This window comes from Frankia umida (genome assembly GCF_023242945.1).
Classification (GTDB): Bacteria; Actinomycetota; Actinomycetes; order Frankiales; family Frankiaceae; genus Frankia; species Frankia umida.
In genome coordinates this window covers 265,829-289,984 of the sequence record NZ_JALKFT010000003.1, presented here as the reverse complement: position 1 = coordinate 289,984, position 24,156 = coordinate 265,829, and the positions used below count along the sequence as shown (strand labels likewise).

Here is a 24,156-nt window from a genome sequence, read left to right as displayed (position 1 = left end):
GAGGTCGAGTGCCAGTCCGGGATTGCCCCTGAGAGGACCCAGCACGTATGGCAAAGATGATCGCGTTCGACGAGGAAGCCCGACGGGGCCTGGAGCGCGGCGTGAACCGGCTGGCCGACGCGGTGAAGGTCACGCTCGGTCCCAAGGGTCGCAACGTGGTCCTCGCGAACAAGTTCGGCGCCCCGACCGTGACCAACGACGGTGTGAGCATCGCCCGTGAGGTCGAGCTCGAGGACGCCTACGAGCGCATCGGCGCGGAGCTCGTCAAGGAGGTCGCGAAGAAGACCAACGACGTCGCGGGTGACGGCACCACCACCGCGACGATCCTGGCCCAGGCGCTGGTCCGGGAGGGTCTGCGCAACGTGGCCGCCGGCGCGGGCCCGCTCGGCCTGAAGAAGGGCATCGAGGCCGCGGTCGCCAGCGTGGTCGCCGAACTCCTGCGGACCGCCCGGGAGGTGGAGACCAAGGCGCAGATCGCCTCCACCGCCTCCATCTCCGCCGGTGACCCGGCGATCGGCGCCCTCATCGCCGAGGCGCTGGACAAGGTCGGCAAGGAAGGCGTCATCACCGTCGAGGAGAGCAACACCTTCGGTCTCGAGCTCGAGCTCACCGAGGGCATGCGCTTCGACAAGGGCTACATCTCGCCGTACTTCGTCACCGACGCCGACCGGCAGGAGGCCGTCCTCGACGACCCGTACCTGCTGATCCTCAACAGTAAGATCTCGGCGGTCAAGGACGTTCTCCCGCTGCTGGAGAAGGTCATGCAGACCTCGAAGCCGCTGCTCATCCTCTGCGAGGATGTCGAGGGCGAGGCGCTGGCCACCCTGGTCGTCAACAAGATCCGCGGCACCTTCAGGAGCGTCGCGGTCAAGGCGCCGGGTTTCGGTGACCGCCGCAAGGCCCAGCTGGAGGACATCGCGATCCTCACCGGCGGCCAGGTCATCTCCGCGGACATCGGCCTCACCCTGGAAAGCACCACGCTGGACCTGCTCGGCCGGGCCCGTCGGGTCGTCATCACCGCCGACGAGACCACCATCGTGGACGGTCTCGGTTCCGCCGAGCAGATCGAGGCCCGGATCAGCCAGCTTCGGAACGAGATCGAGTCGGCCGACACCGACTACGACCGGGAGAAGAGCCAGGAGCGCCTCGCGAAGCTCGCCGGTGGTGTCGCCGTCATCAAGGTCGGCGCGGCCACCGAGGTCGAGCTCAAGGAGAAGAAGCACCGCATCGAGGACGCGGTCTCCAACGCCAAGGCCGCCGTCGAGGAGGGCATCGTCGCCGGTGGTGGCGTCGCCCTGCTCCAGGCGTCCGGCCCGGCGTTCGAGCAGCTCACGCTCACCGGGGACGAGGCCACCGGGGCGGCCATCGTCCGCGTCGCCCTGGCCGCGCCGATCAGGCAGATCGCCTACAACAGCGGTCTCGAGGGTGGCGTCGTGGTCGAGAAGGTCCGCAACCTGCCCACCGGCCACGGCCTCAACGCCGCCACCGGGCAGTACGTCGACCTGATCGCCGCCGGCATCATCGACCCCGTCAAGGTCACCCGCTCGGCACTGCAGAACGCCGCGTCCATCGCCGCGCTGCTGCTGACCACCGAGGCCGTCGTGGCCAACGCCCCCGAGGACGTGGCCGCCGACGCCGCCGGGGTCGACGCCGCCATGCGCCAGCAGGGCTTCTGAGCCCGACCGGGCCTCCTGATCAGCCCTCGGGCCGGACCGCCGACAGCCACGCTCCGTGGCCAGCCGGCGGTCCGGCCCGCTGCGTCCGCCCATCAGCGGGCGGCCGGGATTGCCTTGCGGCAGAGCCCGGCGAGGACGTTGTCGATCCACCGGTGCGGTGAGATGTGGGCCATGAAGGCGTGGGTCGAGGAAGTGGCCGATGCGACGATCCGCGCGTGTCGTCGACACATCGAAAAGTGATCATGAAGTTCGACGGTCGTGGTCGGCCAGGACGGCCTGGGTGAGATCGCGCAGGCGGCGGGCTTCGATCAGGTCCCAGGCGTTCGACTCCAGGGCCAGGCGTCGCCCCTCCCGCACGGCGGTGAGACGGTCGCCGCCGGGCCCCAGGAAGGGCAGGATCTCCGCGACCGCCTGGCTGACCGGCCTGCCGATGGCGCGTAGCTCCTCGACCTGCGACGCGGTGACCGCGGAGTACTCGTACTCGCCGGCGAAGCTGGTGGCGACGACGCCGGGCAGGTTGATGACATAACGGATGCCGGAGTCCGCATGCCGGTCGAGGAAGTCCACGGCGAGCAGGTCGTTGAGCCGACCGGCCTGGCCCATCGCGCGCACGCCGTGATAGCCGGTCTCCCACTGGATGTCATGCCACCGGATCGGCGTCGTCAGACCGGCGCCACCGAAATTGAGCACGACCGGGTTCTCGGCCTGGCGCAGCGATCCGACCAGCCCGTGGCTGAACAGGAACCTGCTCAGGTAGAACAACGCGAAGTTGCTCTCGATACCGTCGGCGGTGAGCGTCCGAGCTGACCGGTGATACCGGGCGGCCAGGCTCGCGATCTTCTTGCCTTTGGTCGCGTTCGTGCCGATGACAAGAACGGTGTATCCGGCCGCGAGACAGTGTTCGGCCAGCCCCCGACCGATCCCGTCGGTGCCTCCGGTGATCACAGCGGTCTTCATGCGCGACGCTCCAGATCTCGACGCGGCACGGTCCGACGTACCCGCACCGCCAGCAACGACAGCGCACCGACCAGCCGGCATTGCGAGGCACGGACCGGACGCCGCCCCGACAATAGCCGCGGGCTGCGAACCGGCACGCCGGCACGGGCATCACGGATGAGCTGTGTGCGTGCGGCGAGGTCGAGGCTGGCTTCGTGGCAGGCCAGCCCCGCGATCAACACCCGACCCGACCCGGTCGTCCACCGCGACCGCAACGCCACCACCCCACCGGCCTTCCACCGCAGACGCCACCACTCCACCGACCGCTCGCTCACCCGCGAACCCGCCGCAACCTCCCGATTCAACGCACCCCGCTCGAACAACCCCGCGGCCTCCAACCCGACCCGGAAAATCAAAGATCAGTAAGGCTGACCGCTGTTCGCCCTGACCGGCGTCGGGATGGTCGTCCACCTCGTCCACCTCGTCCACACCGGCTGTTCACTCTCGACGCGATCTCTCTGTGGTGCACGGCGGTACACGTCCTGACCATCGCTCTGTTCGCCGTCATCGTGGCCGGACCCGCGATCGGCGACACGCCTGTCCTCGCCGTGGTCACTCTTGCCACCCAGACCGCGTCGACGCATAATGAAAATGATTCCCGTATCCGTAATCATTAGTGGCGGGCGGCTGAGGCATCGATCTCCCCGGCACCGCCCTGCACACCCGCGCCGCGCCCACCCGGGGTAACGGCGCCAACCACCCAGGAGGTACCTGTGTCCCTGACCGTGTCGCCCAGCCTGTTGACACAGGCCGAACAAGGCCATGTCGACGAGGCCGACTTCCTCGCCTGCATCCGCGAGTCCCTGCCCTACGCCTACGATCTGGTCGCGCGGCTCGCCGACGAACTGCCGGCCGCGGAGGGCGACTTCACCGACAACCAGATTCCGCCCGTCGGCGACGCAGAGCAGGGCCAACTGCTGCGGGCCATGGCCAGCACCGCGATCCGCGCGGCCCTGGAACGGCACTTCGGCGTGGCGCTGGCCTTCCAGAACTGCCACCGGCTCGCCGCCTTCCGGCCCCAGGCCACCGCCGGCGAGCAGTACCGGCGGTTCGTCTCCCCGCAGAGCCAGGTCCTCAACCAGCAACCGGGGTTCGTCAACTGCTGACGTAGCCGGAATCGTCATCAATCGCTGTCAGGCGTTTCGACGCGGTGGAGATGCGCGGGGCGACCGCGTTCGGCCGGTCGCCCCGTCCGACCGCGGTCGGGCCAAACACGCCGGGAGCCGTTTTTGATCTTCTAGGATACGAGACATGATGGCGCGCCCTGGACGACGGAGGTCGGGGTCCGGGTCGGGATCGCTCGAGGGAATCCGGGCCCGGTCCGCGCGCGAGAGCCGGCCGGGTTCCCGGTGTGAGCGGGGCGCCGTGCCCCACGTGGTGTCGTGAACTGGGCTGCGACGCCGGCGGGGCGTGGTGTCCGGGCCGGGTCGGTGGCGGCCATCGCCGTCGCCCTGGCCGTGGGCGCCCACTGGGCCGCGTGCGGGGTGGCTCCATCGGTCCCCGTCGTCCTCCTCGGGGTCGTCCTGGCCGGGCGGATCTGCTGGGGGGCATCGGCGGCACGGCTGTCGTGGCCGCGCCTCACCGGGCTCGTACTGGCTGTCCAGACCGGGTTGCACATCGCGTTCGCCGTCACCACCACAACCGGCAGCCCGCACCCGGCATCCACCACGGGCACGTCCGCGACCCATCTGGCGGCGATGACCCACGAGGCCGCGCGGGTGGACCTGCTTCCCGGCGGGCCGGCGATGATCGCGGCACATCTCCTCGCCGCGATCGGGCTGGCCTGGTGGCTCGCCGTCGGCGAGCGCCTGCTCTGGCGGGCCGCCCGAGGTGCCGTGACCGTGGCCCGCCGCGCCGCCGGCAGGCTGCGCCGCCGGGGCCTGTGCGTTCCGCCGGCCGCGGTCGGTCCGCTCCCCCGCCGGCCCGTCCACACCCGGACCTGCCGGCCCGTTCTGCTGCACCACATCGTCGTCCGCCGAGGCCCACCGGTCCGCGCCGCGGTCTGAGCGGTCCCACCGGCCCTCCAGCCGGCAGGCACCGCCGGTGACCGCGCCAGAACCTGGTGTCGCCCGTTCCGTCGCCGTGAGGTGGAACGGGATGTCGGCCGGTCAAGGTCCACACCCGCGTCCGGGGTGGACGGCGGGCCGACCTTCGAGCCTCGACCGGGTCCGACCTGCCTGGTGTGCCGGCCCGCCGCGCCGGCCAGGCCAGCGCGATTCCGGACCGGTCGGTAACCCGCGGAGTTGCCATGCCTGTGACAGTCATGCCGGTCGCGCACAGACGCGCGGCCGGCGAGTTGGAACGCGAGGTACTGGCCCTGCTCTGGGCCACGTCCGAACCGCTGATGCCCATGCAGGTCCAGCACCGGCTCGGTGGAGATCTCGCGCAGAGCACGATAGCGACCACTCTGCTACGGCTGGTGGCCAAGGGCCTCGCCGAACGGACACCGCATGGACGAGGATTCGCCTATCGGCCACTGCAACGAGCCGAGGACCACGCCGCGGTACAGATGGTGAAGCTCCTGCGCAGAGGCGACGATCCCGGCACGGTACTGCGCTACTTCGCCGGCCATCTCTCACCGGATCACCGCGGCCTTCTCCTGCAGGCCCTCAACGCGGGAGAACAGGGCTAGCGCAGCCAGAGCGAACCCACGCCCGTCGGGATGCCGTCGCCGTGCACCGGTGGCGGCATCCCGACGGCATGCAGACCGACGACGATCGACACCTCGGGGTCAAACTCCAGCCCAGGGCGTCGGCGTCGTGGCTGGAGTCGACGTCCGGTTCGCCGCCCGGCCACGCGCACCGCTAGGGTGGGCAGTATTGGTGTTGGTGCGCCGGGAAGTCTGGTCGGCAGCGTGTGACCTGACCCCTCGGCTAGGAGTCCCACCATGAGTCAGCCCCCGCCTCGCCGGTTCAGCGTGTTCGATCGCAGGTCGTGGCCCGAGACCCGTCGCATCGCCGCGATCCTGCGCCGGGAGACCATCGGTGGCGCGCTGCTGCTCGCGGCCACGGTCCTGGCCCTCGCCTGGGCGAACTCACCGTGGTCGGAGTCCTACCAGTCGATGCTGTCCTACCAGGTCGGCCCGTCCTGGGCGCACCTGAACCTCACCCTGGCCCAGTGGGCCGCCGACGGCCTGCTGGCGATCTTCTTCTTCGTCGCCGGGCTGGAACTCAAACGCGAGTTCGTCGCCGGGGACCTCCGCGACCCCCGACGAGCCGCGGTCCCGGTCCTCGCCGCCGTCGGTGGCGTGGCCGTCCCGGCCATGCTGTACACGCTGGTCAACCTCGGCGGTGACGCCGCACGCGGCTGGGCGATCCCGACCGCCACCGACATCGCCTTCGCCCTGGCGGTGCTCGCGGTCATCGGCCGGCATCTGCCGTCCGCGCTGCGGACCTTCCTGCTCACCCTCGCGGTCGTCGACGACCTGATCGCCATCGTCATCATCGCCGTCGTCTACACCCGGGATCTCCGCGTCCTCCCGCTGCTGGGCGCCCTGGTGCCGCTGGCGGTGTTCACCCTGCTGGTGCAACGCCGGGTGCGTTCATGGTGGCTCCTGCTGCCTCTGGCCGCCGCCACCTGGACACTCGTCCACGCCTCCGGCGTGCACGCCACCGTCGCCGGCGTGCTGCTGGGCTTCGCCGTGCCGGTGCTGCGCAGCAAGCGCGCCGGTGGACCCGACGCGGGCCCCGGGCTGGCCGAGCACTTCGAACACCGCTGGCGACCCCTCTCCGCCGCAGTGGCGGTACCGGTCTTCGCGTTCTTCTCCGCCGGAGTCACCATCGGCGGCCTGAACGGACTGACCGACGCGCTCTCCGACCGCGCCGCCGTCGGCATCGTCATCGGCCTCGTCGTCGGAAAACCACTGGGCATCATGACCGCCACCTACCTGGTGGCCCGCTTCACCCGTGCCACCCTCGACGACGGGCTGGCCTGGGTCGACGTCCTCGGCCTGGCCGTCCTCGCCGGTATCGGATTCACCGTCTCCCTGCTCATCGGCGAACTGGCCTTCGGCACCGGCAGCACACGCGACGACCACGTCAAGATCGCCGTCCTGACCGGCTCCCTGCTCGCCGCCCTGCTGGCCGCCGTGGCCCTGCGCCTGCGCAGCCGTGTCTACCGCCGGATACAGGAAGCGGAAACGGTCGACCGCGACCACGACGGTATCCCCGACATCTACCAGGACCGGGCCTGACCGACAGCCAACCGAACCAGTACGCCCCACCCATCCCGGCCATCCCGGGTGACAGCATGGTCAGCTGGTTTCGGCGGGCTGGGTCGATTCGCTGGGGAGGTTGGCGGTCCAGCGTTCCTCGACGCGGCCGAAGTACCAGACAGCGAGCGCGATGGCCCAGGCGAGGAAGAAAAGGCCGACGATGCCGTAGCCGGCGTAGTCGAGGTTGATGTTGGCGATCCAGGCGAACGGCCCGGACTCGATCGTGAACCGGTCAGCAAGGACACCGACAAGTTCGATCGTGCCGATAACGAGCGCAACGATCACCGAGATGGTGGTGATGGTCAGATTGTAGAACACCTTGCGAACCGGACGGGCGAATGCCCAGCCGTAGGCGGCGTTCATGAACACACCATCAATGGTGTCCATGAGACACATGCCGGCGGCGAACAGGATCGGCAGCACAAGGATCGAGTAGAAGGGCAGGTCGAACGCCGCGGCGCCGCCGGCGAGGACGAGCAGGCCAACCTCGGTCGCGGTGTCGAATCCGAGGCCGAACAGCACACCGATCGGGTAGATGTTCCACGGCTTGGTGACCGTCCTGGTCAGGCCACCGAGGAAACGGTTCATAAAACCGCGGGAGTCCAGCCGTCGCTCGAGTTCCTGCTCGTTGTAGTGCCCGTTGCGCATCTCGCGGAAGACCTTGACGATGCCAAGCAGGGCGGCGAGGTTCAGGATCCCCAACACCCACAGGAAGACACCTGAGACCGACGGGCCGATCACGCCGGTGATGGTGTGAAGCCTGGAGGAGTCGTCCTCGACCGGCCCGACCAGGGACTTGATACCGACCGAAAGCAGGAACGCGAGCGCGAAGACGATCGTCGAGTGGCCGAGGGAGAACCAGAACCCGACCGAGAGCGGTCGGCGTTGCGGGCCCGCACCTTCGGCTTCCCGCGCCGTGTTGTCGGCGATGAGCTTACGAGTGGTGTTGTCGACAGCGGCGATGTGGTCGGCGTCGAAGGCGTGGCGGAGTCCGAAGGTATAGGCCAGGACGCCGACCCCGGCGGTGAACACCGGATGGTCGCCGCCGAGATGGTAGCCATGCGGGGTGACAAGGGTGAGCAGAACGACAAATCCCACCACGTGCAGCAGGACGATAAACGCGGTCATCCCCGCCAGGGACCGCTTGTCCGCCCCCGTGAGGCTGTGCCGGAACCGGGCCAGCCGCCTCGGCAGGGACGGCTCGCCGACGCCGGGGGATGGGTGGGCCACCAGAGGTCTCCTCACTGCGGGGAACAGGCTCGACGCGGGCCCAGGAGGGAATGGGCCGGGCGCAGGCCGAGCGGCCACGCGGAAGCAGGACCCACATCGCTCGGCTGGATCGGCGAGTGGTCCGTGTCGTGACTGCGGGGCACCGGATCGGACAGGTCAGCCGGAGGCGCCGGAAGGGCTCCGTCGACCCGCCGGCATCAACACAGATGCAACTATGTCGCTCTTGCAAGGATGTTGCAACTGGCATGATGTGGGGCCGACCGCGCTGGTTTGGCTGATGGGGCGCCGTCAGGCGGCCCATCAGCGCTCGCGGCGTCCATAGATGGCAAGCGTCGCGGGGCCGACGACATCCAGCCCGGGGATCGCCGCCAGATGCGCGACCGCGCCGGGAGCGGGTTCGGCCGGGCTCCGCGATCTCGCGCAGCGTGCCGCAGCGGGTACACACGACATGCAGATGGGGCTGTTCGGCCGCCCCAGGGCGGCTGCTACGTCAGCGATGAGCTGCCGCAACCGCGCCTGTTCGTCGCGCAGGATGTGGCCGCGGCTGGTCTCGGCGCCGAACTGGCGCCGGCTGGCCTGCAGTCGCTCGTACTCCGCCCGGGGGACAGTCGCGAATTCTTCGTCATCTTCTTCGTCATCGTCGACCGGCCGTCGGGGCTTCACAGTCTCCGCCACAGCTTCTCTGGCGTCCGGGCGATTACCCATTCGGATGAAATGTAACTCTCAGTGACATAATCATGGCAGGTGAGCCGCACAGGACACGCTCACGTTCCGCACCTCCCGGCTCGCCAGAGTCGGGCACTACCAGACGGTCCTTGCGGGATCCCAGAAGCCCACCCCGCGATGATCGGCCCCAGCCCGGTGGCCGTGGCGCGACCCCAGGGTTCCCGTCGAACCTGCCCGCTCCGGTCACACCGAGCCGGCTGGCCACATTGTCCGTTCTGTTCTCAGTTGTTGACAGGAACCCGGTGGAAACCAGATAATCCGATTGCTTGTGCGAGGAAGCCGGTGAAATCCCGGCACGGTTGCGCCACTGTGACCGGCCCGTCCGTCCTTCGGGGCGGCGGGGCGGGAGTCAGACCCGAGCACCAGCAGTCCAACCAGTCGGGACGCACAATCCCAGGGGGCACCTATGACGACACCCATCGCCGATCCGCAGTCGCGGCATCGGTCGATCTCCTTCCCGCTGACGGCTCGAGCGGCGGCCTTGGGCCTGACCGCGCTGCTGTCGCTGCTACTGCTCTACTTCATCGGAGTCGATCAGGGCGCCACGTCGATGTTCGGCTCGGATACGCATATCCACGAGTTCGTCCATGACGCGCGTCACTTCCTCGGCTTCCCCTGCCACTGAGCAGGGGTTGACGACGCGGATGCGGCGGCGGTCGCGCCACGAGACCGGGCTGGTTTCCCTTCCCGATGACTCGCGTTCTGGCCGGCCATCTCCCTGCTTCGGCATTCTTCCGGCATTTGGTTCACTGACCGGCAGAAATTCCGGGTGATAGCAGCACAATCAGCCAGTACTTCTTGCGGGCAGATAATTTTCAGCATATTTTTGCCATGTCGTGGTGTTCGGGAAGCCGGTGACAGGCCGGCGCGGCCCTCGCCACTGTGATCGGGATTTCCCGGCCTTTTCCACGTCGTCCGCGTGGAGTCACTGGGCTGCTGTTGCGCCTGGGAAGGCGGGCCGGGGAAGGCTTACCCGTCAGCCAGGAGACCGGCCACGGCATCCGAGTGACCCTTCCACGAGGTGTTGGAGAGGCGGTCCGCGTGCGCGCGCCGACATACCTTTTTCTTCCCATCGATGCCGGACGACGCCACCGCGGCGAGCCCGGGAGATCCGATCCGTCCCCTGCGCGGTCGCCGAGGTGGGCGCGCCGCTGCCGTGGTGGCGTCCGGCCGCTGGTCGCTGTCCTCGCCGCGCTCCTTGCCGCGGTGTCCCTCGGTGCCTGCGGGGACGACGACCCGGGGTCGGCGGGCGGAACCGACGCCCGCGGCTGCATCACCGACTTCAGGCAGGACACCGACTACTTCCCGGTCAAATCGACGTTCAGCCACGCCCGAAACGTCACGATCAGCTATCACCAGAGCTATCAGGTACTCACCGTCAAACAGCCCTACCCGGATGGCCGGCCCGAGTCCTATGTGCTGGTGCACTGCGGCGCGCCCGCGCCGACGCTCACCGGCGCGCTCGGATCAGCGCCACGGATCGAGGTGCCGATCCGCAGCCTGTACTCGGGATCGACGACCCATCTGCCGCTGCTCGTCGACCTGGACCGCACCGACACCCTGACCGGGGTGGCCAGCGCCGCCAGCGTCGTCAACGCCGACATCCGCCGCCTGATCACCGAGGGCAGGGTCACCGAGTACGCCGCCGGCGGGAAGATCAACGTCGAGAAGGTCGTCACCGGCCGGCCGGACGTGCTGATGACCGACGGCACCGACTCACCGGACTACGCCGCCATCCGGCGCGGCGGGGTCCCGGTCGTCGCCAACGCCGAATGGCTGGAGGGCGACCCACTCGGCCGCGCCGAATGGATCAAGGTGATGGCCGCGCTCACCGGCGACGAGGAGAAGGCCGGCAAGGTCTTCGACCGGATCGCCGGCGACTACACCGCGATCGCCGCGAAGGTCAGCGGTGCCGGTCAGCAGCCGGTCGCCGTCCTGCCGGGCTCGATGTACCAGGGCACCTGGTACATGCCCTCGGGCGGCAGCTACGTCGGCAAGCTTCTCGCCGACGCCGGTGCCGGCTACCCGTGGTCGGGCACCCGCGACACCGGCAGCCTGGAACTCGCCTTCGAGGCGGTGTATGCCAAGGCCGGGTCCGCGCCGATCTGGCTCGCCGACGGCGAGTGGAAGACGATCGGCGACGCGACGAAGGAGGACTCCCGTTACGGCACGCTGGCCGCGACCCGCGCCGGCGGCCAGGTGTGGACGAACACGCTGGTGATCGGCCCTGGTGGCGGTAACGACTACTGGGAACGCGGGGTCACCGGCCCCGATCTCGTCCTCGGCGACCTCGTCGCGATCCTGCATCCCGACCTGGCGAAGGACCACCGGTTCGCCTTCTACCGTCGGCTGACCTCATGAGCCGGGCATCGTGACCGCGGGCCTGCCCGCCGGCGGCGTCGTCGTCGATCATCGACTGGCGGTCGACGCACAGGCGACCGGTGCTCCTGCGGCCGTGGCCAGGCGGCGGCCGGTCGGCGCGCTGCTCGGCCTCGCCGTCGCGACCGCGGCGATGTTCCTGCTCGCCGTCGCGGTCGGCTCGGTGTGGGTGCCGTTGCCGGACACCCTGCGGGTGCTCGTCGGCGCGGACCCCACCGATCCACGCTGGTCGGTGGTGATCACACAGGTGCGGCTGCCACGGGCGGCGACGGCGGCGCTCGCCGGTACCGCCCTCGGGGTGGCCGGCCTGCAGATGCAGACCCTGTTCGGTAATCCGCTGGCCGATCCGTACTCGCTCGGGGTGAGCGCCGGGGCGAGCCTCGGCGTCGCCCTCGTGGTCACCGGTGCCGGCGGGTCGGCGGGGGCGTTCACCGCCGGCGCCATCGGTACCGGGCGGGTCGCGGTCGTCGCCGCCGGTGCCCTGGGCGCGGCCGTGGTGCTGTCCGCGGTGCTGCTGCTCGCCCGCTGGGTCCGCTCGGTCGTCACCCTGCTCGTCATCGGCGTCATCGTCGGCGCGGCGGTGTTCTCGTTCATCGGGCTGCTGCTGACCTGGACCGCGCCGCAGCGTGCCCTGCAGTACTGGACCTGGCAGCTCGGCAGCTACTCCGGGGTCTCCCCCGGCGACCTCGTCGTGTTCGCGCCGACGATCGGGGCCGGCCTGCTGCTCGCGCTCGGTTCGATGAAGCCGCTCAACGCCCTGCTGCTCGGGGAGAACTACGCCCGCACCGTGGGGGTGCACGTCCGCCGGCTGCGTACTGTCACCCTGCTCGGCGCATCGCTGCTCGCCGGGACGGTGACGGCGTTCTGCGGCCCGATCAGCTTCCTCGGCATCGCCGTGCCGCATCTGGCCCGCCGGCTGCTCGCCACCGCCGACCATCGTGTTCTGCTGCCCGCCTGCGCGCTCGCCGGGGCGGTCGTGTCGCTGTTCTGCTCGATCGTCGCCCAGGTGCCCGGTACCGGTCTGGCGCTGCCGATCAACATCGTGGCCTCCCTGATCGGCGCGCCGATCGTCATCGCGGTGCTGCTGCGGGCCAGCTCTACCGTCGCGAGAACCGTCTGATGGCCGACGTCGAGCGTCCCGACCCGGCCGACCCGATCGACCCCACCGACCCCGCCGGCCTGGCCAACCCGGCGACGACCGGCGGGCTGCGGCTGGTCGGTCTGACCATCGGCTACCGGCACGGCCGACGGCGCACCGCCGTGCTGACCGGCCTGACCGCGCTCGCCCGCCGCGGCGAGCTCACCGTCCTGCTCGGCCCGAACGGCACCGGCAAATCCACCCTGCTGCGCACCCTCGCCGGCCTGCAACCACCGCTGGCCGGCCGGATCACCCTCGACCGCGCGGACCTCACCGCCCTGACCCCGCGGGAGCGGGCCCGCCGCATCGGCGTCGTGCTCACCGACCGGGTCGACATCCCCCTGGCCCGCGGCCGCGACCTCGTCGCCCTCGGCCGCCACCCGCACACCGACCTCACCGGCCGGCTCACCGACCACGACCGGGAGACCATCGACTGGGCGATCACCGCCGTCGGCGCGAGGCCCCTCGCCGACCGGCTCCTCGACGAACTGTCCGACGGTGAACGCCAACGGCTGTTCGTCGCCCGCGCCCTCGCCCAGCAGCCGTCGGTGATCCTGCTCGACGAGCCGTCGGCCTTCCTCGACGCACCGTCCCGGGTGGCGCTGACCGCACTGCTACGGCGACTCGCCCGCGACCGCGACCTCGCCGTCGTCGTCTCCACCCACGACCTCGAACTCGCCCTGCGCGTCGCCGACGCCACCTGGCTGCTCGACGCAGGCGGCACGCTGCACACCGGGAGCCCCGAGGAACTGATCCTCGACGGCCGCATCGCCGCCACCTTCGACAGCGACGAACTCCACTTCGACCCGATCACCGCCGCCTTCGTCCCCCGCCCCCCGATCGTCGGCACCGCCCGGGTACGGCCCGACCGGGTGGCCGAGCCGACCGCGATGGTCGGCGCCCTCGAACGCGCCCTGCGCCGCGAGGGATGGCAGATCACCGCCACCGGCCCCGTCGACCTGGAGATCGCCCCGATCGCGGCACCCGCCGGGTTCCACGGCGCCGCCGACGGCCTGACCACCTCGTTGCCGGACCTGCCGGCCGCGCTGCGCTGGATCCGTTCCCACACCGCGGCACGGCCCGACAGCGGCTGGTCCACCCGCCACGCCGACCCTGCACACACCACGGCGACCCTCGCGGGCCTGGCCGACGTCGGCCCCTACTTCGCCGTCGAGCTCACGGCCCCGGCCCGACCAGCCACATCGCACGCCCCGGCCCCCTCTGGCCCAACCCCCTCGGGCGCCATGGCTGAAGGTGGTGCGCTGTCGGCGCCGGTCGACGGGTTGTACCGGCCCGGCGGTCCCCTCGCCGCCGCCGTCGACGAGCTCGGTGGACGACTGGGCACCGTCGAGCGGCGCGTCGCCGCGTCCACCCTGTTCCTCGGCTACGCGGCCCGGCTGTGGTCGATCGCCCTCGGCTGCTGGGAACGTGGTGGCACCGTCCCCGGTCTGCCCGCCGACCGGCTCGGAATCATCTCGGTGACCAGTTCACCCATCCGCCTGCTGCTCACCGACCCCGACGGCTGGTCCCCCACCGACCCGGACGATCTCGCCACCGCCGCCAGGCTGCTGATCGCGGCGGTCATCGACGGCCACCTGCGCCCCCTGGCCGCCGCGCTGCGCACCGAGACCCGCATCGCCCCCGGCCTGCTCTGGGGCAACGCCGCCTCCGCGCTCGTCGGCGCCACCCGCATCCTCGACCGCGAGATCACGACCCATACCCACGACGGGCCACAGCAGACCCCCAGCGAGGTCCGCGACCGGGCCCGCCGGCTCGGTCGACTCGTCGACACCGTCCTCGCCACACCGCCGCTGTCCGGCGCCGCCCACTACCGCCACCATGCCGACGGCACCCCGGACCTGACCACCTTCCTGCGCCGAAGCTGCTGCCTCTACTACCGCACCCCGACCGGCGGCACCTGCGCGGACTGCCCACTGACCCACGCACCCGCCGCCGGGCACCCTCGCGGCGGGCGACAGCGAACGGAGAAACCATGACCACCGCGGCCGGCTACCGGACCGTCGAGGAGTTCGGCACCGGCACCCTGCACCTGTTCGAGCTGCCCACCGACGAGCACACCCTGCTCGACATCCTCACCTATCTGTTCACCGAACAGTGGGCCCATATCAGCTTCGGGGTCCTCGTCCAGGGCGCCGCCTGGGAGATCACCACCGAGCAGCCGGCCCGACGGATCTCGATGTACGACGGCTACGCCACCATCGACCTGGGCCGCTGGCACTTCCACCTGTGCATCGGCGAGCACACCGCCAGCGGCCCCGAACTCGGCCGGGCCCGCCGCTGCGCCCGCGCCGAGCTCTACCGCCGCCTCGACCCGGGCGGCATCCCGATGAGCTGGGCCTTCCGCATGATCAACGGCATCGGCGAGCAGATGACGACAGTCTTCCTGCCCAACCCGTTCCTCAGCGACGTCCAGCAGCCACTCGACCCACCCGACTTCACCCGCCTCGCCGCCTGGGACCACCTCCGCGCCACCCACCTCGACCTCGACCCCGACCCGCTCGACCGCACCGGCACCGGCTTCCACCACGGCTGACCACCCGGAGCCGCCCTGCATGAAAGCCGGCCGGTCCGTAACGTGCGGGGCGCACGCACGTTGGCTGAGGTGGTCCCCGTTCTTCGGACAGTGATCCATATGAGGGATAATTGATCCGCGAGCGGAGGAGATCAATGAGTCAGTCGCGGAGGCGGTTCACGCCCGAGTACAAGGACGAGGCAGTGAAACTCGTCATCGATTCGGGCCGCCCCACCTCGGCGGTCGCGAAGGATCTCGGTATCAACGAGGGAATACTGGGGAGCTGGGTCGCGACCTGGCGGCGGGCGCACCAAAACGAGGAAGAACCGCTGTCGATGTCCGAACGGGCCCGGCTCCGCGAGCTGGAGAAAGGGAACCGGGAACTCCGGATGGAGCGCGAGTTCCTCTCAAAAGCGACCGCCTTCGTGTGTCACGAACGTGAGGTGGCGCCGGTCTGGTAGACCCGGCAGTGCGGAATGGTGCTGTATGGGAGATGGAGGATTGGCCCCTCCGTGGCCGCCTTGCAGGAGGAGGCCGCAAACCACCGCGAGCTGCGCCGGTCAAGAGCCGGGGTGGTGAGCGTCGCGGAAAAGGCGCGCTGTCAGCGCGTCAGGTGTGAGTCAGGAAGGCGAGCGGAAGCGGACCACCGATGACGTGTCGAAATGCTTACCGCCGGCTCATTGGGCGGAGGACGAAGACGACGGCGGCGAATGTGGCTGTGGAGGACGGCGACTTCTAATTTAAGGTCTTCGAGATCGGGTCAGATTCTGCCGTGACGGCGTTGATCGCTCTGAGACACAGCGTTAGTGATCCGAATGGCCGTCGTCTTCGGTCAGGTCGCGGACCCGGCCGACCTGGTAGCCGAAGCGCGCCGCCTGCTCCGTGCAGGCGGCCTGTTTATCGCCAACGCCTTCACCATCGAGGACGGCACCTACGGCGAAGGCGTAGCAAATCGCGGAGCACACCTTCGCCTACCGGGACACTTTTTTCCGATACTACACCGAGGATGAGATGGCGGCACTGTTCACGGACTGGAAAATTCTCGATCTCCGACGGGTCTCACGGGACGACCCGCCGCATGGGGACTTCCGACCCTATCCACACCGGCACGATAACTGGATTGTCTATGCGGCCCCACTGAAAGAAGGCCGGTAGCCCCCGTCAAATTCACTGCCCAGACTTCCGGAAAGATGGGAGCAGAACGCAAATGCCTGGCCAGACTTTAGAGCATTTTGGGTATCTGCTGGATCGATTCGAAACCCTGCTGGGACCACTCCAATCAAGCCCATTGAGATCTCTGTCCAAGGGCAGCCTCGTCGGATAGATCTAAAGCTGGAAAGCTACAACATCACCGGATCCATCAAGGCGCGCACTGCCTATGGGCTGGTACGGGGCCTGGTGGACGACGGCGTATTGCAAAACCAGATAACTACTCAAGGTAACAGTCCGCCGAGCTGGGACTGCGCCGGCCCGGGCTGAGCGCCGCCGTTGGTGGCTCCATGCCCGGCCCCGCGGGCTGTCAGCAGGTCCTGCACATGGCGATGGCCGGCCCCCAGAGACAGGGGCTGGCTATCGCAGTCCGGCTATCGCGGCGGGCGGTTGACCGCGGCGATGACGGCGTGGATCGAGGCGGTGAGCACGGAGGTGTCCTGCCCAACGCCCCAGCTTTCCGTTCCGTCCTGGCTGATCTGGACGTAGGCCGTCGCGAGACTGGTCCCGGCACGGTCCACAGCATGTTCGCTGTAGGCGACGATTTCCGCCTCGATACCGATTCCGGCGAGCATCGCTGTCAGCGCCGCGAGCGGACCGTTGCCGGTCCCTCTGGCCTGCGTCTCATTGCCGGAGAGTGACAGCTCGGCAACGAACTCGTGTTCACCCGCAGCCACCTCGATGGTCCGCCAGGCGGACAGAACGACCGGCCCGTCATACACCGGAGCCAGGTAGCGAGTCTGGAACATCTCCCACAACTCCTTGGGCGCGAGCTCCCTGCCGTCGCGATCCGCGGTCTGCTGCGCGGCCTGGGCGAAGTCGACCTGCAGGCTCCTGGGAAGTTCCAGGCCGTAGTGCAGGTTCAGCAGGTGGGCGATGCCACCTTTGCCGGACTGGCTGTTCACGCGGATCAGTGCCTCGTAGGTACGCCCGACGTCCGCCGGGTCGATCGGCAGGTACGGAACAGCCCACGGAGCCCGGTCCGTCGGCACCGAGAGCTCGGCGGCGCGGGCCTGTGATGTGCCAGCCCCTTGCTGATCGCGTCCTGGTGGGTTCCGGAGAAAGCGGTGTAGGCCAGCTCGCCACCGTAGGGATGGCGTGGGTGGACCGGCATCCGGTTGCAATGCTCGACGGTCTCCCGGACAACATCGATGTCCGAGAAGTCGATCATCGGGTTGACGCCCTGGGAGTAAAGGTTGAGGGCAAGGGTGACCAGGTCGACGTTGCCGGTGCGCTCACCGTTTCCAAACAGGCAGCCTTCGACCCGCTGCGCGCCGGCGAGCAACGCCAGCTCCGCGCACGCGACACCGGTGCCGCGGTCGTTGTGCGGGTGGACGGACAGGATCACCGACTCCCGGCGGTCCAGACCGCGGTGCATGTACTCGATCTGGTCCGCGTAGATGTTCGGGGTGGAGATCTCGACCGTCGCCGGCAGATTGTGGATGACCGGTCGTTGCGGACAGGCATCCCACAGTGCGGTCAGAGTGTTACAGATCTCCAGCGCGAAGTCAGGCTCGGTCGCGTTGAAGACCTCGGGGGAGAACTGGAAGCGGACATCCGGGCAGCCCGGAACCTCGGCGAGCCGGGCCATGTGCCCCGCGGCGTCACGTGCCAGCGCCAGCAGGTCCGCACGGTCACGGCCGAGGACGACCTGCCGCCATACCGGTGCCGTCGCGACGAACCCACAGCGGTGCGGTGTCGACACGGCGCATCGGCCAGGTCCGACTGGATGGGTCGATTCCTGGCAGCTCCACTCGTTCGTGGATGGGCTTGTACCGCTGGTTGGGCATGGAGTTGGGGCGCTGCGGGTTCCACCTCGGCGCGTGTGCCGGCACCGTGCCCTGGGGGCGGATCAGTGTGGGAAAGCTGATCATAGTGGCGAGGGAGGCGGGGGCTGGTGAAGCGTCGGCCTGTGCCGCCGCAGAATGCGCCATGGTCGCGTGATCGGACATGGAGTGGCGGCCTTTCGGGCTCGGTCCTACATGGTCGACCGGCGGCACGACACTCCACCGCGGCGGGGCGCCGGTCGCGTCAGGCTCCGCCGCGGCGGAGAAGAAGCAGCCACACGCCCGGCGTCACGGTAGTAGCATATCCCACACCTCAGCTCCTCCGACAACCTGTGGGATTCGATGGCTCTTGGCGTGTTGCGTCCAACGTCGCTGGTTGACCAGGCGACACGGCGCCTACGTGAACAGATCACCAGCGGCGAGTGGCCCGTCGGTACCCGACTGCCTGGGGAGACCACGCTTGCGGCGACCCTTGGAGTCGGACGCTCCACCGTTCGCGAGGCGCTGCGCGCACTCTCCGGAGCGGGTCTGGTGCAGTCCCGACAGGGAGCCGGCGTGTTCGTCATCGCTATGGAGCCGACACAGGACTGGCGAGAAGTGCTGCGCCGCGCCGCGGTGGCGGACATCTACGAGGTGCGGATGCTCATGGAGGTACAGGCGGTGCGGCTGGCCGCGCAGCGGCGCACCGACCTGGAGATGAACTCCTTGCGAGAAGCTCTCGACCGAAGACGGGAGGCGGCGACCGGCAGCGACGAGGCCTTCGTCGATGCCGACATCGCCCTGCACGTGGCCGTTGTCGCAGCCGCACGCAACCCGGTGCTCGACGGGCTGTTCACGGAGTTCGTTCCCACTCTGCGCCGAGGGCTCATCGAACTGGTTGAGTTGCTGGGTCTCCGCGCCGCCGACGTCAACCACGGCGACGCGGCGCATGCCGCCCTCGTCGACGCCGTGGTTGTCGGAGATGGCGAGCGAGCCAGCGAGATCCTGCGAGCCGAACTCGAGCAGACTCTGGCCCTGCTCCGAGCACCGAGGACGTGAGTAGTGAGGCCTGGCGCAACGCGCGGCCAAGCCCATCGCGTGGGTGCGGTCGGCGTCGGCCATGTCGGCCCGGATCTGGGCGACCTCACCGGCGATGTCGGATCTCTGGGCGAGCTGACGGATACGGTCGTTGCCGCGGATGAAGGTGATGTCGCCGTCGGTCGTGTTGTTGTCGGTCACGGGGTGCCTCCCTGCTGGCGTAGCCAGGCGTCGACGAGCGCTTCGCCACGGGTGGCGGCGCTGGCGTGGAACACGTCGCCGACCGCCTTCTTGCCGAAACCGATCAAGGCGAGCACGACATGGTCGTCAGCCGGGAACCAGCAGATGATCCGGACAGCGAGCTCCGGATCGAACCGGTGCGCGACGCGTCCACAGGCAGGCAATATCATCTAGCGGCCCTGCACACGAGGGCGCGAGTGGCTGCGGCGAGCCGGTAGGGACACCCTCCGCTACGCAGCGTCTACCCCGTGGCCCTACCAGGCGGTCCTGGAACTCCGCACCCAGGAAACGAACCCATGCAGCGAAAATCGCGCATAACGAACAAACAGCACGGGCCTGCTGCGAGCTTGGGGTAACCGAACGAATCGGCTATCGCTATCGGTGCTGGTCGAAGGTATCTCGATCAGCTACCTTCAGTAGCTACACAAATACGGATGGTGCCCCCAACGGGATTCGAACCCGTGCTACCGCCTTGAAAGGGCGACGTCCTGGGCCACTAGACGATGGGGGCGGGCAGTGATCGACGCTTGGGTGGTTCTGAACCCACCTGATGGCCCGGGTCCACCTGACGATCGATCCTGTAAAGCACTGCCAGCATAGGGGACGGCCTGGCCAGCAGACAAACCCACGTACGGATTCGTCGTGCTACCCGCCGCCCAGAGCCGGATGTGGGTCCATCCAGCGGTAGCGGCTGTGGAACAGCGCGCGGATCGGCCGGTCACCGATGCCGACCGTATGGCTGATGGCCGGAGCGACCGAAGCAGCCGGAGCAACGGATCGGGCCGGACCGGCGGGGTTGGCACCGACGGCGACAGCCGCGAGGTCGAAGGACATCGTGACGTCGTCCGCCCGGTCCAGGGGAGTGTTCGGGTCGTAGAGGCGCAGGGTCACGATGGTGCCGGTCTGCTCGTAGGCGTAGGCAAGCACCTGGTGGTTCAGGCCGAGTTGGAGCGGGTCGGCGGAGTGGACGGTGATGATGCCGAGGGGGGCGAGCCGGCCGGTGTCGAGATCAAGGCGGATCCGCGGCCACTCCCGCGGCAGGCTGCGCGCGGCCCCACCGGGGCGACCCGGCGCACCCGGCTGGCCCGGCAGCGGCCACCGGCGGCTGGCCGGACGTTCGTCGGGGGCCCGCATCAGCCCGTAGTAGCGCAGGACGCCGCGGGGCAGGTCGAAGCTCGCGAACAGGCGGCGGACCAGGTAGGCGTACAGAGGTGAGCCACGACGCGGCGGTTCCACGTCCAAGGGCGGCGCCAGGCCGGCCTCGAACAGATCCCGGACGGCGAAGATCATGCCACCGCAGAGCCCGCGGCTGGCATCGCCGACACCGAGGGCGGGCCGCCCGGCCGGCGGACCGGGCAGGACGAAGCCGACCTGCCGGGGCAGCGCGAGGGTGAGCAGCGGCTCGGGGGCGAAGCTGTTGGTGAACCGGAACGCCCGGGTGCTCGGCAGGAAGCCGGGCACCGCGGAACGCACCGTAGACCGAGCGGCATCACTCACGACGCCCACCGTTCGAGCACGGCTCCGCCCATCCCTGGATCACCGTGTCTCCCGGTGTCATCGAAGCGCGATGCCTTCCCGGTGATGCCGCGCACCTACCCAGGCCTGGACGCTGCCGGGCGTACGCGGGATGAGACCGACGGACGGTCCTCGAACCGTCCGTCGGTTCCCCAAAAGGTCCACCCTGTGCCCTCCCGGTGCTCAGGTGGTCCTCACACGTGTGACGTCGGCGCGCGGAGAAACACGTCTCGACCTCGGGCGTCCCATCACGCCCAGGCCGATCGTCCGCACTCCGACGCACGGCGCTCAGGCCGCTCGTGGGTGGCGCGGACGGCGTCTCCAACCAGTGCCGTCACACGTCAACGCATGCGTGCTCTAGATATCGCCTCCCAGGCTTGGGACCCCCTTCAGAAGGGCGCGCACCTCGGCCTCCCGGTACCGGCGGTGCCCGCCCAGGGTCCGAATCGACGTGAGCTTGCCTGCCTTCGCCCACCGGGTAACGGTCTTCGGGTCAACCCGAAACATGGTCGCTACCTCGGCCGGAGTCAGCAACGGCTCGGCGTCCGGCGTACGTGTCGTCATTGTGTTGGCCTCCCGTCACAGAGCGTCGCTCCGTCCCATACAGATCGTGCATCCTTCGGGGGCATTTCGGACATGGCACGTCAGGACCATCTGCTGACTAGTCACAGCTCGTCCGAAGCCGACGGCGACTCTGTGTTAACCGAATGCGTCGTTCAGCTTGCAGATTCCCGTGCTTGCAGGGGTCTCCAGCGAACCAGGACGCGCTCGTAGGCCTCCGCCGCAAGATCTGTTCGCCCACGGCGTAACGCACCGACTGCCTCCACGATGTCCTCTACGGAGCTGTCGCGCCTAAGCATGTCGTCGTCGAGCAGGTCAACTAGCCCGTCGTAGTCCAGTTCGACCCTGCTCTGCGGATGGAAGGACCCCAGCCAACGGGCCAGATCGCCGACCCCTTCCACGGTGGGCCCCTCGGAGGAGGCCGCGCGCAGGGTCTCCACCGACTCGACGGCCCGGGCCGCCCGCCGCCGGGCGAGGCTCATCGTGGTCCGGTAGATCATCGACCGTTCGGCGGTGTCCCCGGTGACCAGGGACCGCTCGGCCGGGTCGAACAGCAGGAACCAGGGCGGCGGCACCATCCAGGTGCACGACTGGACGTGGACCTTCAGCGTCGGGCGCCGGGACTTCCAGCGATCGAGCTCCACCTCGGCCGGGTCGGTGATCCGCCGCGGCAGGAACGCCTCCGCGACCCGGTCGGGCAGGACGGACCGGAACTCCAGCGCCGACTGCCACACCCGCAGCTGCGTCGACCAGGGGCAGACGAACATCAGCCCGTCGATCCACTGCACGAACGCCGACTCGTCCGCGACATCCAGGGTCGGCCGGACGGCGGCCAGCAGCGAGACGACGCGTTCGCTGCGGGAACCGGCCCGACGCGAGGGCGGCCCCGCGGCCGCGTAACGCTGCCAGCGACTGCGCTCGGCTGCCGAGAAGGCGGCAAGCGGCTCATACACGCGCAGATACGACGCGGGTGACACGATGGGCACGTCAGCTCCTCGCGACCGAACGCGGCCAACACCACGCATGCCGCCGACCCGCCGGATGCTGCCGGCACCGGGGCGCCGCGGACGACACCCACCCGGATGCCCTGGAACCTGGCATGGCTCGATCCTGGCACGTCAACGGGCAGCCCGTCCGGCCTACCGGAGCCGTAGGGTGCCCGGTGGGCCGACCTGCCTGGCCGACCCCGCCAGGAGGTGCATCATGCCGTCGTTGTTCGACGCCGTCTCCGAGCACGAACAGGTGCTGTTGTGCTCGGATCCGACCAGCGGACTACGCGCGATCATCGCCGTCTACTCGACCGCCCTCGGGCCGGCTCTGGGCGGCACCCGGTTCCATCCCTACGTCGACGACGAACACGCGCTCGCCGACGCGCTCGCCCTGTCCCGCGCGATGGCCTACAAGGCCGCGTGCGCGGGCCTGGACCTCGGCGGCGGCAAGGCCGTCATCATCGGCGACCCGCACCGGGACAAGTCCGAACCGCTGCTGCGGGCCTACGGTCGCCACATCGCCTCACTGGGCGGACGGTACGTCACCGCCTGCGATGTCGGCACCTACGTCAACGACATGGACGTCATCGCCCGGGAGACCCGCTGGGTGGCCGGACGTTCCCCCGAGCACGGCGGCTCCGGCGACTCGGGTGTCCTGACCGCCTTCGGCGTGTTCGAGGGGATGCGCGCCGCCGCCCGCCACCGGTGGGGGACGCCGAGCCTGTCCGGACGGCTGGTCGGCGTCAGCGGAGTGGGCAAGGTCGGTCGGCGTCTGGTCGGGCATCTGCTGGCCGACGGCGCCGCCGTGGTCGCGGCCGACCTCGATCCGGCGGCGCTCGCCCGGCTCACCGCCGAGTTCCCCGCGGCCCGCACCGTCGGGCATCCGGACGCCCTGTTCGACCAGGACCTGGACGTCTACGCTCCGTGCGCCCTCGGGGGGGCGCTGAACGCGACGACCGTCGCCCGGCTGCGCGCGGCGATCGTCTGCGGGGGCGCGAACAACCAGCTCGCCACGCCCGACATCGGTACCGAACTCACGAAGGCCGGCGTGCTCTACGCGCCCGACTTCGTCGTCAACGCCGGCGGGCTGATCCAGGTCGCGGACGAGATCGAGGGGTACTCCCCCGATCGGGCCCGCGCCCGCGCCGCCCGCATCTTCGACACGACCGCCGAGGTGCTGCGGCTCGCGGCGGAGGAGGGGCTCACCACGGTCGAGGCTGCCGAACAGATCGCCGAGCACCGGATGACCCAGGTCGGCCGACTTCGTCGCTTCCTGCTGCCCTGAGCGGCCACCACCCGGCCATCGGCGTGCGGCCCCGCACCTCCCCCGTCGGGCGGTGGGGGCCGCCCCGCCCCGAACTCCACGGGGCCGCCTCTCGGCATCACCGGAACGTGACTGTGATCACATCCTGGCCGACTGTGACGCACGTCGGCGGTGCCTGCGAGCGGCGGCGATCCCGCACACAGGCCGCAGGACAGGCAGCTTCACGAAGCGCTTCCGATCGTGGACATCTTGTCCGAGGGCAGGCAAGTGTCGGGTTGGCGTGCCGCGAGGCCTCCGATCCCTGTAGTCTCGGGAAGCACGAGACAGTGAGAGCACCGGGGCGGGTCCCCGTCGTCATGTTCGAGGGGGTCGAGCCATGGGGCGCGGCCGAGCTAAGGCCAAGCAGACGAAAGTCGCCCGCGAGCTCAAGTACAACTCGCCCAATATGGATCTCGACCGATTGAAGGCGGATCTGGGCGCGGGCTCGACGCGCGAGAACAACAGCGACGAGACGTACGTCGACGACGATTACGGCTACGACGCCTATGCAGACGACGAGGACGATCGTCACTCGTCGCGCTGACAGCGTCACGCCGGCAACCGTCCCACCACGGTTGGCTCACCATGGTGCGGTCGCTGATGATGGTGGTCGTCCAGGCTCCGGCCCGGACGACCACTTTCGT

At 69.4% G+C, this 24,156-nt stretch carries 23 protein-coding genes, 1 tRNA gene, 1 pseudogene and 1 riboswitch; of the genes and pseudogenes, 14 read left to right on the top strand and 11 right to left on the bottom strand.

Features of this window, described 5'->3' with window-relative positions; all coding sequences use genetic code 11:
• Nucleotides 1-47: 47 nt before the first annotated feature.
• The gene (gene groL / locus MXD59_RS05055; protein ID WP_248823623.1) at nucleotides 48-1,676 is read left to right on the top strand and encodes a chaperonin GroEL; all 1,629 of its coding nucleotides are present in this window, start codon (nucleotides 48-50) and stop codon (nucleotides 1,674-1,676) included.
• 240 nt (nucleotides 1,677-1,916) lie between these two features.
• On the opposite strand, the gene MXD59_RS05050 is transcribed toward groL, so the two are convergent.
• Together MXD59_RS05050 and MXD59_RS05045 are read right to left on the bottom strand one after the other, a co-directional pair.
• Nucleotides 1,917-2,633: an SDR family NAD(P)-dependent oxidoreductase gene (locus MXD59_RS05050; protein ID WP_248823622.1), complete on the bottom strand. Its 717-nt coding sequence runs from the start codon at nucleotides 2,631-2,633 to the stop codon at nucleotides 1,917-1,919.
• On the bottom strand, nucleotides 2,630-2,947 hold the full coding sequence (locus MXD59_RS05045) for a hypothetical protein (RefSeq protein WP_248823621.1): 318 nt from the start codon (nucleotides 2,945-2,947) through the stop codon (nucleotides 2,630-2,632). The genes MXD59_RS05050 and MXD59_RS05045 overlap by 4 nt, the downstream gene beginning before the upstream one ends.
• Before the next feature lie 438 nt (nucleotides 2,948-3,385).
• On the opposite strand from MXD59_RS05045, the gene MXD59_RS05040 reads away from it, so the two are divergent.
• The 4 genes from MXD59_RS05040 (at nucleotide 3,386) to nhaA (ending at nucleotide 6,864) form a co-directional block, all read left to right on the top strand.
• Entirely contained in the window at nucleotides 3,386-3,778 is a 393-nt protein-coding gene (locus MXD59_RS05040; protein WP_248823620.1) for an SCO5389 family protein, read from the top strand.
• Nucleotides 3,779-4,054: 276 nt separating this feature from the next.
• On the top strand, nucleotides 4,055-4,678 hold the full coding sequence (locus tag MXD59_RS05035) for a hypothetical protein (RefSeq protein ID WP_248823619.1): 624 nt from the start codon (nucleotides 4,055-4,057) through the stop codon (nucleotides 4,676-4,678).
• Between the two features lie 242 nt (nucleotides 4,679-4,920).
• On the top strand, nucleotides 4,921-5,304 hold the full coding sequence (locus MXD59_RS05030) for a BlaI/MecI/CopY family transcriptional regulator (protein ID WP_248823618.1): 384 nt from the start codon (nucleotides 4,921-4,923) through the stop codon (nucleotides 5,302-5,304).
• Nucleotides 5,305-5,559: 255 nt separating this feature from the next.
• The gene (nhaA, locus tag MXD59_RS05025) at nucleotides 5,560-6,864 is read left to right on the top strand and encodes a Na+/H+ antiporter NhaA (protein WP_248823617.1); all 1,305 of its coding nucleotides are present in this window, start codon (nucleotides 5,560-5,562) and stop codon (nucleotides 6,862-6,864) included.
• 60 nt (nucleotides 6,865-6,924) lie between these two features.
• Here nhaA and nicT read toward each other — a convergent pair whose 3' ends face one another.
• Nucleotides 6,925-8,115, bottom strand: a complete 1,191-nt coding sequence (gene nicT, locus MXD59_RS05020) for a Nickel transporter NicT (RefSeq protein ID WP_248823616.1) — start codon at nucleotides 8,113-8,115, stop codon at nucleotides 6,925-6,927.
• 300 nt (nucleotides 8,116-8,415) lie between these two features.
• Complete coding sequence (locus tag MXD59_RS05015) at nucleotides 8,416-8,790, bottom strand: hypothetical protein (protein ID WP_248823615.1); 375 nt, start codon at nucleotides 8,788-8,790, stop codon at nucleotides 8,416-8,418.
• Between the two features lie 457 nt (nucleotides 8,791-9,247).
• On the opposite strand from MXD59_RS05015, the gene MXD59_RS05010 reads away from it, so the two are divergent.
• The 6 genes and pseudogenes from MXD59_RS05010 to MXD59_RS04985 form a co-directional block, all read left to right on the top strand.
• Nucleotides 9,248-9,466 carry a CbtB domain-containing protein gene (locus tag MXD59_RS05010; RefSeq protein ID WP_248811850.1) on the top strand — a complete coding sequence of 73 codons (219 nt, stop codon included), beginning with the start codon at nucleotides 9,248-9,250 and terminating at the stop codon, nucleotides 9,464-9,466.
• A gap of 195 nt (nucleotides 9,467-9,661) precedes the next feature.
• Nucleotides 9,662-9,852, top strand: a riboswitch (cobalamin riboswitch).
• Nucleotides 9,853-9,882: 30 nt separating this feature from the next.
• The gene (locus MXD59_RS05005; protein ID WP_248823614.1) at nucleotides 9,883-11,202 is read left to right on the top strand and encodes an ABC transporter substrate-binding protein; all 1,320 of its coding nucleotides are present in this window, start codon (nucleotides 9,883-9,885) and stop codon (nucleotides 11,200-11,202) included.
• Nucleotides 11,203-11,212: 10 nt separating this feature from the next.
• Nucleotides 11,213-12,340, top strand: coding sequence for a FecCD family ABC transporter permease (locus tag MXD59_RS05000; protein WP_248823613.1), 1,128 nt, complete (start codon nucleotides 11,213-11,215; stop codon nucleotides 12,338-12,340).
• Complete coding sequence (locus MXD59_RS04995) at nucleotides 12,340-14,355, top strand: ATP-binding cassette domain-containing protein (RefSeq protein ID WP_248811853.1); 2,016 nt, start codon at nucleotides 12,340-12,342, stop codon at nucleotides 14,353-14,355. Before MXD59_RS05000 ends, MXD59_RS04995 begins: the two co-directional genes overlap by 1 nt.
• Nucleotides 14,352-14,912, top strand: a complete 561-nt coding sequence (locus tag MXD59_RS04990) for a DUF7676 family protein (protein WP_248811854.1) — start codon at nucleotides 14,352-14,354, stop codon at nucleotides 14,910-14,912. Before MXD59_RS04995 ends, MXD59_RS04990 begins: the two co-directional genes overlap by 4 nt.
• 134 nt (nucleotides 14,913-15,046) lie before the next feature.
• A pseudogene (locus tag MXD59_RS04985) lies at nucleotides 15,047-15,307 on the top strand (transposase); the annotation flags it as partial.
• A 1,167-nt stretch (nucleotides 15,308-16,474) separates the two neighbouring features.
• On the opposite strand, the gene MXD59_RS27725 reads toward MXD59_RS04985, so the two are convergent.
• Nucleotides 16,475-17,092, bottom strand: a complete 618-nt coding sequence (locus tag MXD59_RS27725; RefSeq protein WP_504858337.1) for an alpha-isopropylmalate synthase regulatory domain-containing protein — start codon at nucleotides 17,090-17,092, stop codon at nucleotides 16,475-16,477.
• Entirely contained in the window at nucleotides 17,011-17,805 is a 795-nt protein-coding gene (locus MXD59_RS27720) for a hydroxymethylglutaryl-CoA lyase-like TIM-barrel protein (RefSeq protein WP_248823611.1), read from the bottom strand. Before MXD59_RS27720 ends, MXD59_RS27725 begins: the two co-directional genes overlap by 82 nt.
• A 424-nt stretch (nucleotides 17,806-18,229) precedes the next feature.
• Here MXD59_RS27720 and MXD59_RS04970 point away from each other — a divergent pair, with 424 nt between their 5' ends.
• Complete coding sequence (locus MXD59_RS04970; protein ID WP_248823610.1) at nucleotides 18,230-18,925, top strand: FadR/GntR family transcriptional regulator; 696 nt, start codon at nucleotides 18,230-18,232, stop codon at nucleotides 18,923-18,925.
• A 176-nt stretch (nucleotides 18,926-19,101) separates the two neighbouring features.
• Here MXD59_RS04970 and MXD59_RS04965 read toward each other — a convergent pair whose 3' ends face one another.
• From MXD59_RS04965 to MXD59_RS04945, 5 genes are all read right to left on the bottom strand, one after another.
• Entirely contained in the window at nucleotides 19,102-19,314 is a 213-nt protein-coding gene (locus MXD59_RS04965) for a hypothetical protein (RefSeq protein WP_248823609.1), read from the bottom strand.
• A 265-nt stretch (nucleotides 19,315-19,579) separates the two neighbouring features.
• Nucleotides 19,580-19,655 (bottom strand) — tRNA-Glu (locus MXD59_RS04960).
• A gap of 134 nt (nucleotides 19,656-19,789) precedes the next feature.
• Nucleotides 19,790-20,641 carry a hypothetical protein gene (locus MXD59_RS04955; protein WP_248823608.1) on the bottom strand — a complete coding sequence of 284 codons (852 nt, stop codon included), beginning with the start codon at nucleotides 20,639-20,641 and terminating at the stop codon, nucleotides 19,790-19,792.
• A gap of 375 nt (nucleotides 20,642-21,016) precedes the next feature.
• Nucleotides 21,017-21,223, bottom strand: a complete 207-nt coding sequence (bldC, locus tag MXD59_RS04950) for a developmental transcriptional regulator BldC (RefSeq protein WP_163548267.1) — start codon at nucleotides 21,221-21,223, stop codon at nucleotides 21,017-21,019.
• A 152-nt stretch (nucleotides 21,224-21,375) separates the two neighbouring features.
• The gene (locus MXD59_RS04945) at nucleotides 21,376-22,206 is read right to left on the bottom strand and encodes a DUF8083 family protein (RefSeq protein WP_163548268.1); all 831 of its coding nucleotides are present in this window, start codon (nucleotides 22,204-22,206) and stop codon (nucleotides 21,376-21,378) included.
• A 217-nt stretch (nucleotides 22,207-22,423) separates the two neighbouring features.
• On the opposite strand from MXD59_RS04945, the gene MXD59_RS04940 reads away from it, so the two are divergent.
• Nucleotides 22,424-23,494 (top strand): Glu/Leu/Phe/Val dehydrogenase dimerization domain-containing protein, encoded by a 1,071-nt coding sequence (locus MXD59_RS04940; RefSeq protein WP_248823607.1) that lies wholly within the window; start codon nucleotides 22,424-22,426, stop codon nucleotides 23,492-23,494.
• Nucleotides 23,495-23,849: 355 nt separating this feature from the next.
• On the top strand, nucleotides 23,850-24,056 hold the full coding sequence (locus MXD59_RS04935; RefSeq protein ID WP_163548270.1) for a DUF3073 domain-containing protein: 207 nt from the start codon (nucleotides 23,850-23,852) through the stop codon (nucleotides 24,054-24,056).
• Nucleotides 24,057-24,156: the final 100 nt, after the last annotated feature.

Coding starts and splice junctions, on each gene's coding strand:
- groL (WP_248823623.1), top strand. CDS start 48: ATGGCAAAGATGATCGCGTTCGACGAGGAAGCCCGACGGGGCCTGGAG.
- MXD59_RS05050 (WP_248823622.1), bottom strand. CDS start 2,633: ATGAAGACCGCTGTGATCACCGGAGGCACCGACGGGATCGGTCGGGGG.
- MXD59_RS05030 (WP_248823618.1), top strand. CDS start 4,921: ATGCCTGTGACAGTCATGCCGGTCGCGCACAGACGCGCGGCCGGCGAG.
- nhaA (WP_248823617.1), top strand. CDS start 5,560: ATGAGTCAGCCCCCGCCTCGCCGGTTCAGCGTGTTCGATCGCAGGTCG.
- MXD59_RS05010 (WP_248811850.1), top strand. CDS start 9,248: ATGACGACACCCATCGCCGATCCGCAGTCGCGGCATCGGTCGATCTCC.
- MXD59_RS04995 (WP_248811853.1), top strand. CDS start 12,340: ATGGCCGACGTCGAGCGTCCCGACCCGGCCGACCCGATCGACCCCACC.
- MXD59_RS04990 (WP_248811854.1), top strand. CDS start 14,352: ATGACCACCGCGGCCGGCTACCGGACCGTCGAGGAGTTCGGCACCGGC.
- MXD59_RS04970 (WP_248823610.1), top strand. CDS start 18,230: ATGGCTCTTGGCGTGTTGCGTCCAACGTCGCTGGTTGACCAGGCGACA.
- MXD59_RS04965 (WP_248823609.1), bottom strand. CDS start 19,314: ATGATATTGCCTGCCTGTGGACGCGTCGCGCACCGGTTCGATCCGGAG.
- bldC (WP_163548267.1), bottom strand. CDS start 21,223: ATGACGACACGTACGCCGGACGCCGAGCCGTTGCTGACTCCGGCCGAG.
- MXD59_RS04940 (WP_248823607.1), top strand. CDS start 22,424: ATGCCGTCGTTGTTCGACGCCGTCTCCGAGCACGAACAGGTGCTGTTG.
- MXD59_RS04935 (WP_163548270.1), top strand. CDS start 23,850: ATGGGGCGCGGCCGAGCTAAGGCCAAGCAGACGAAAGTCGCCCGCGAG.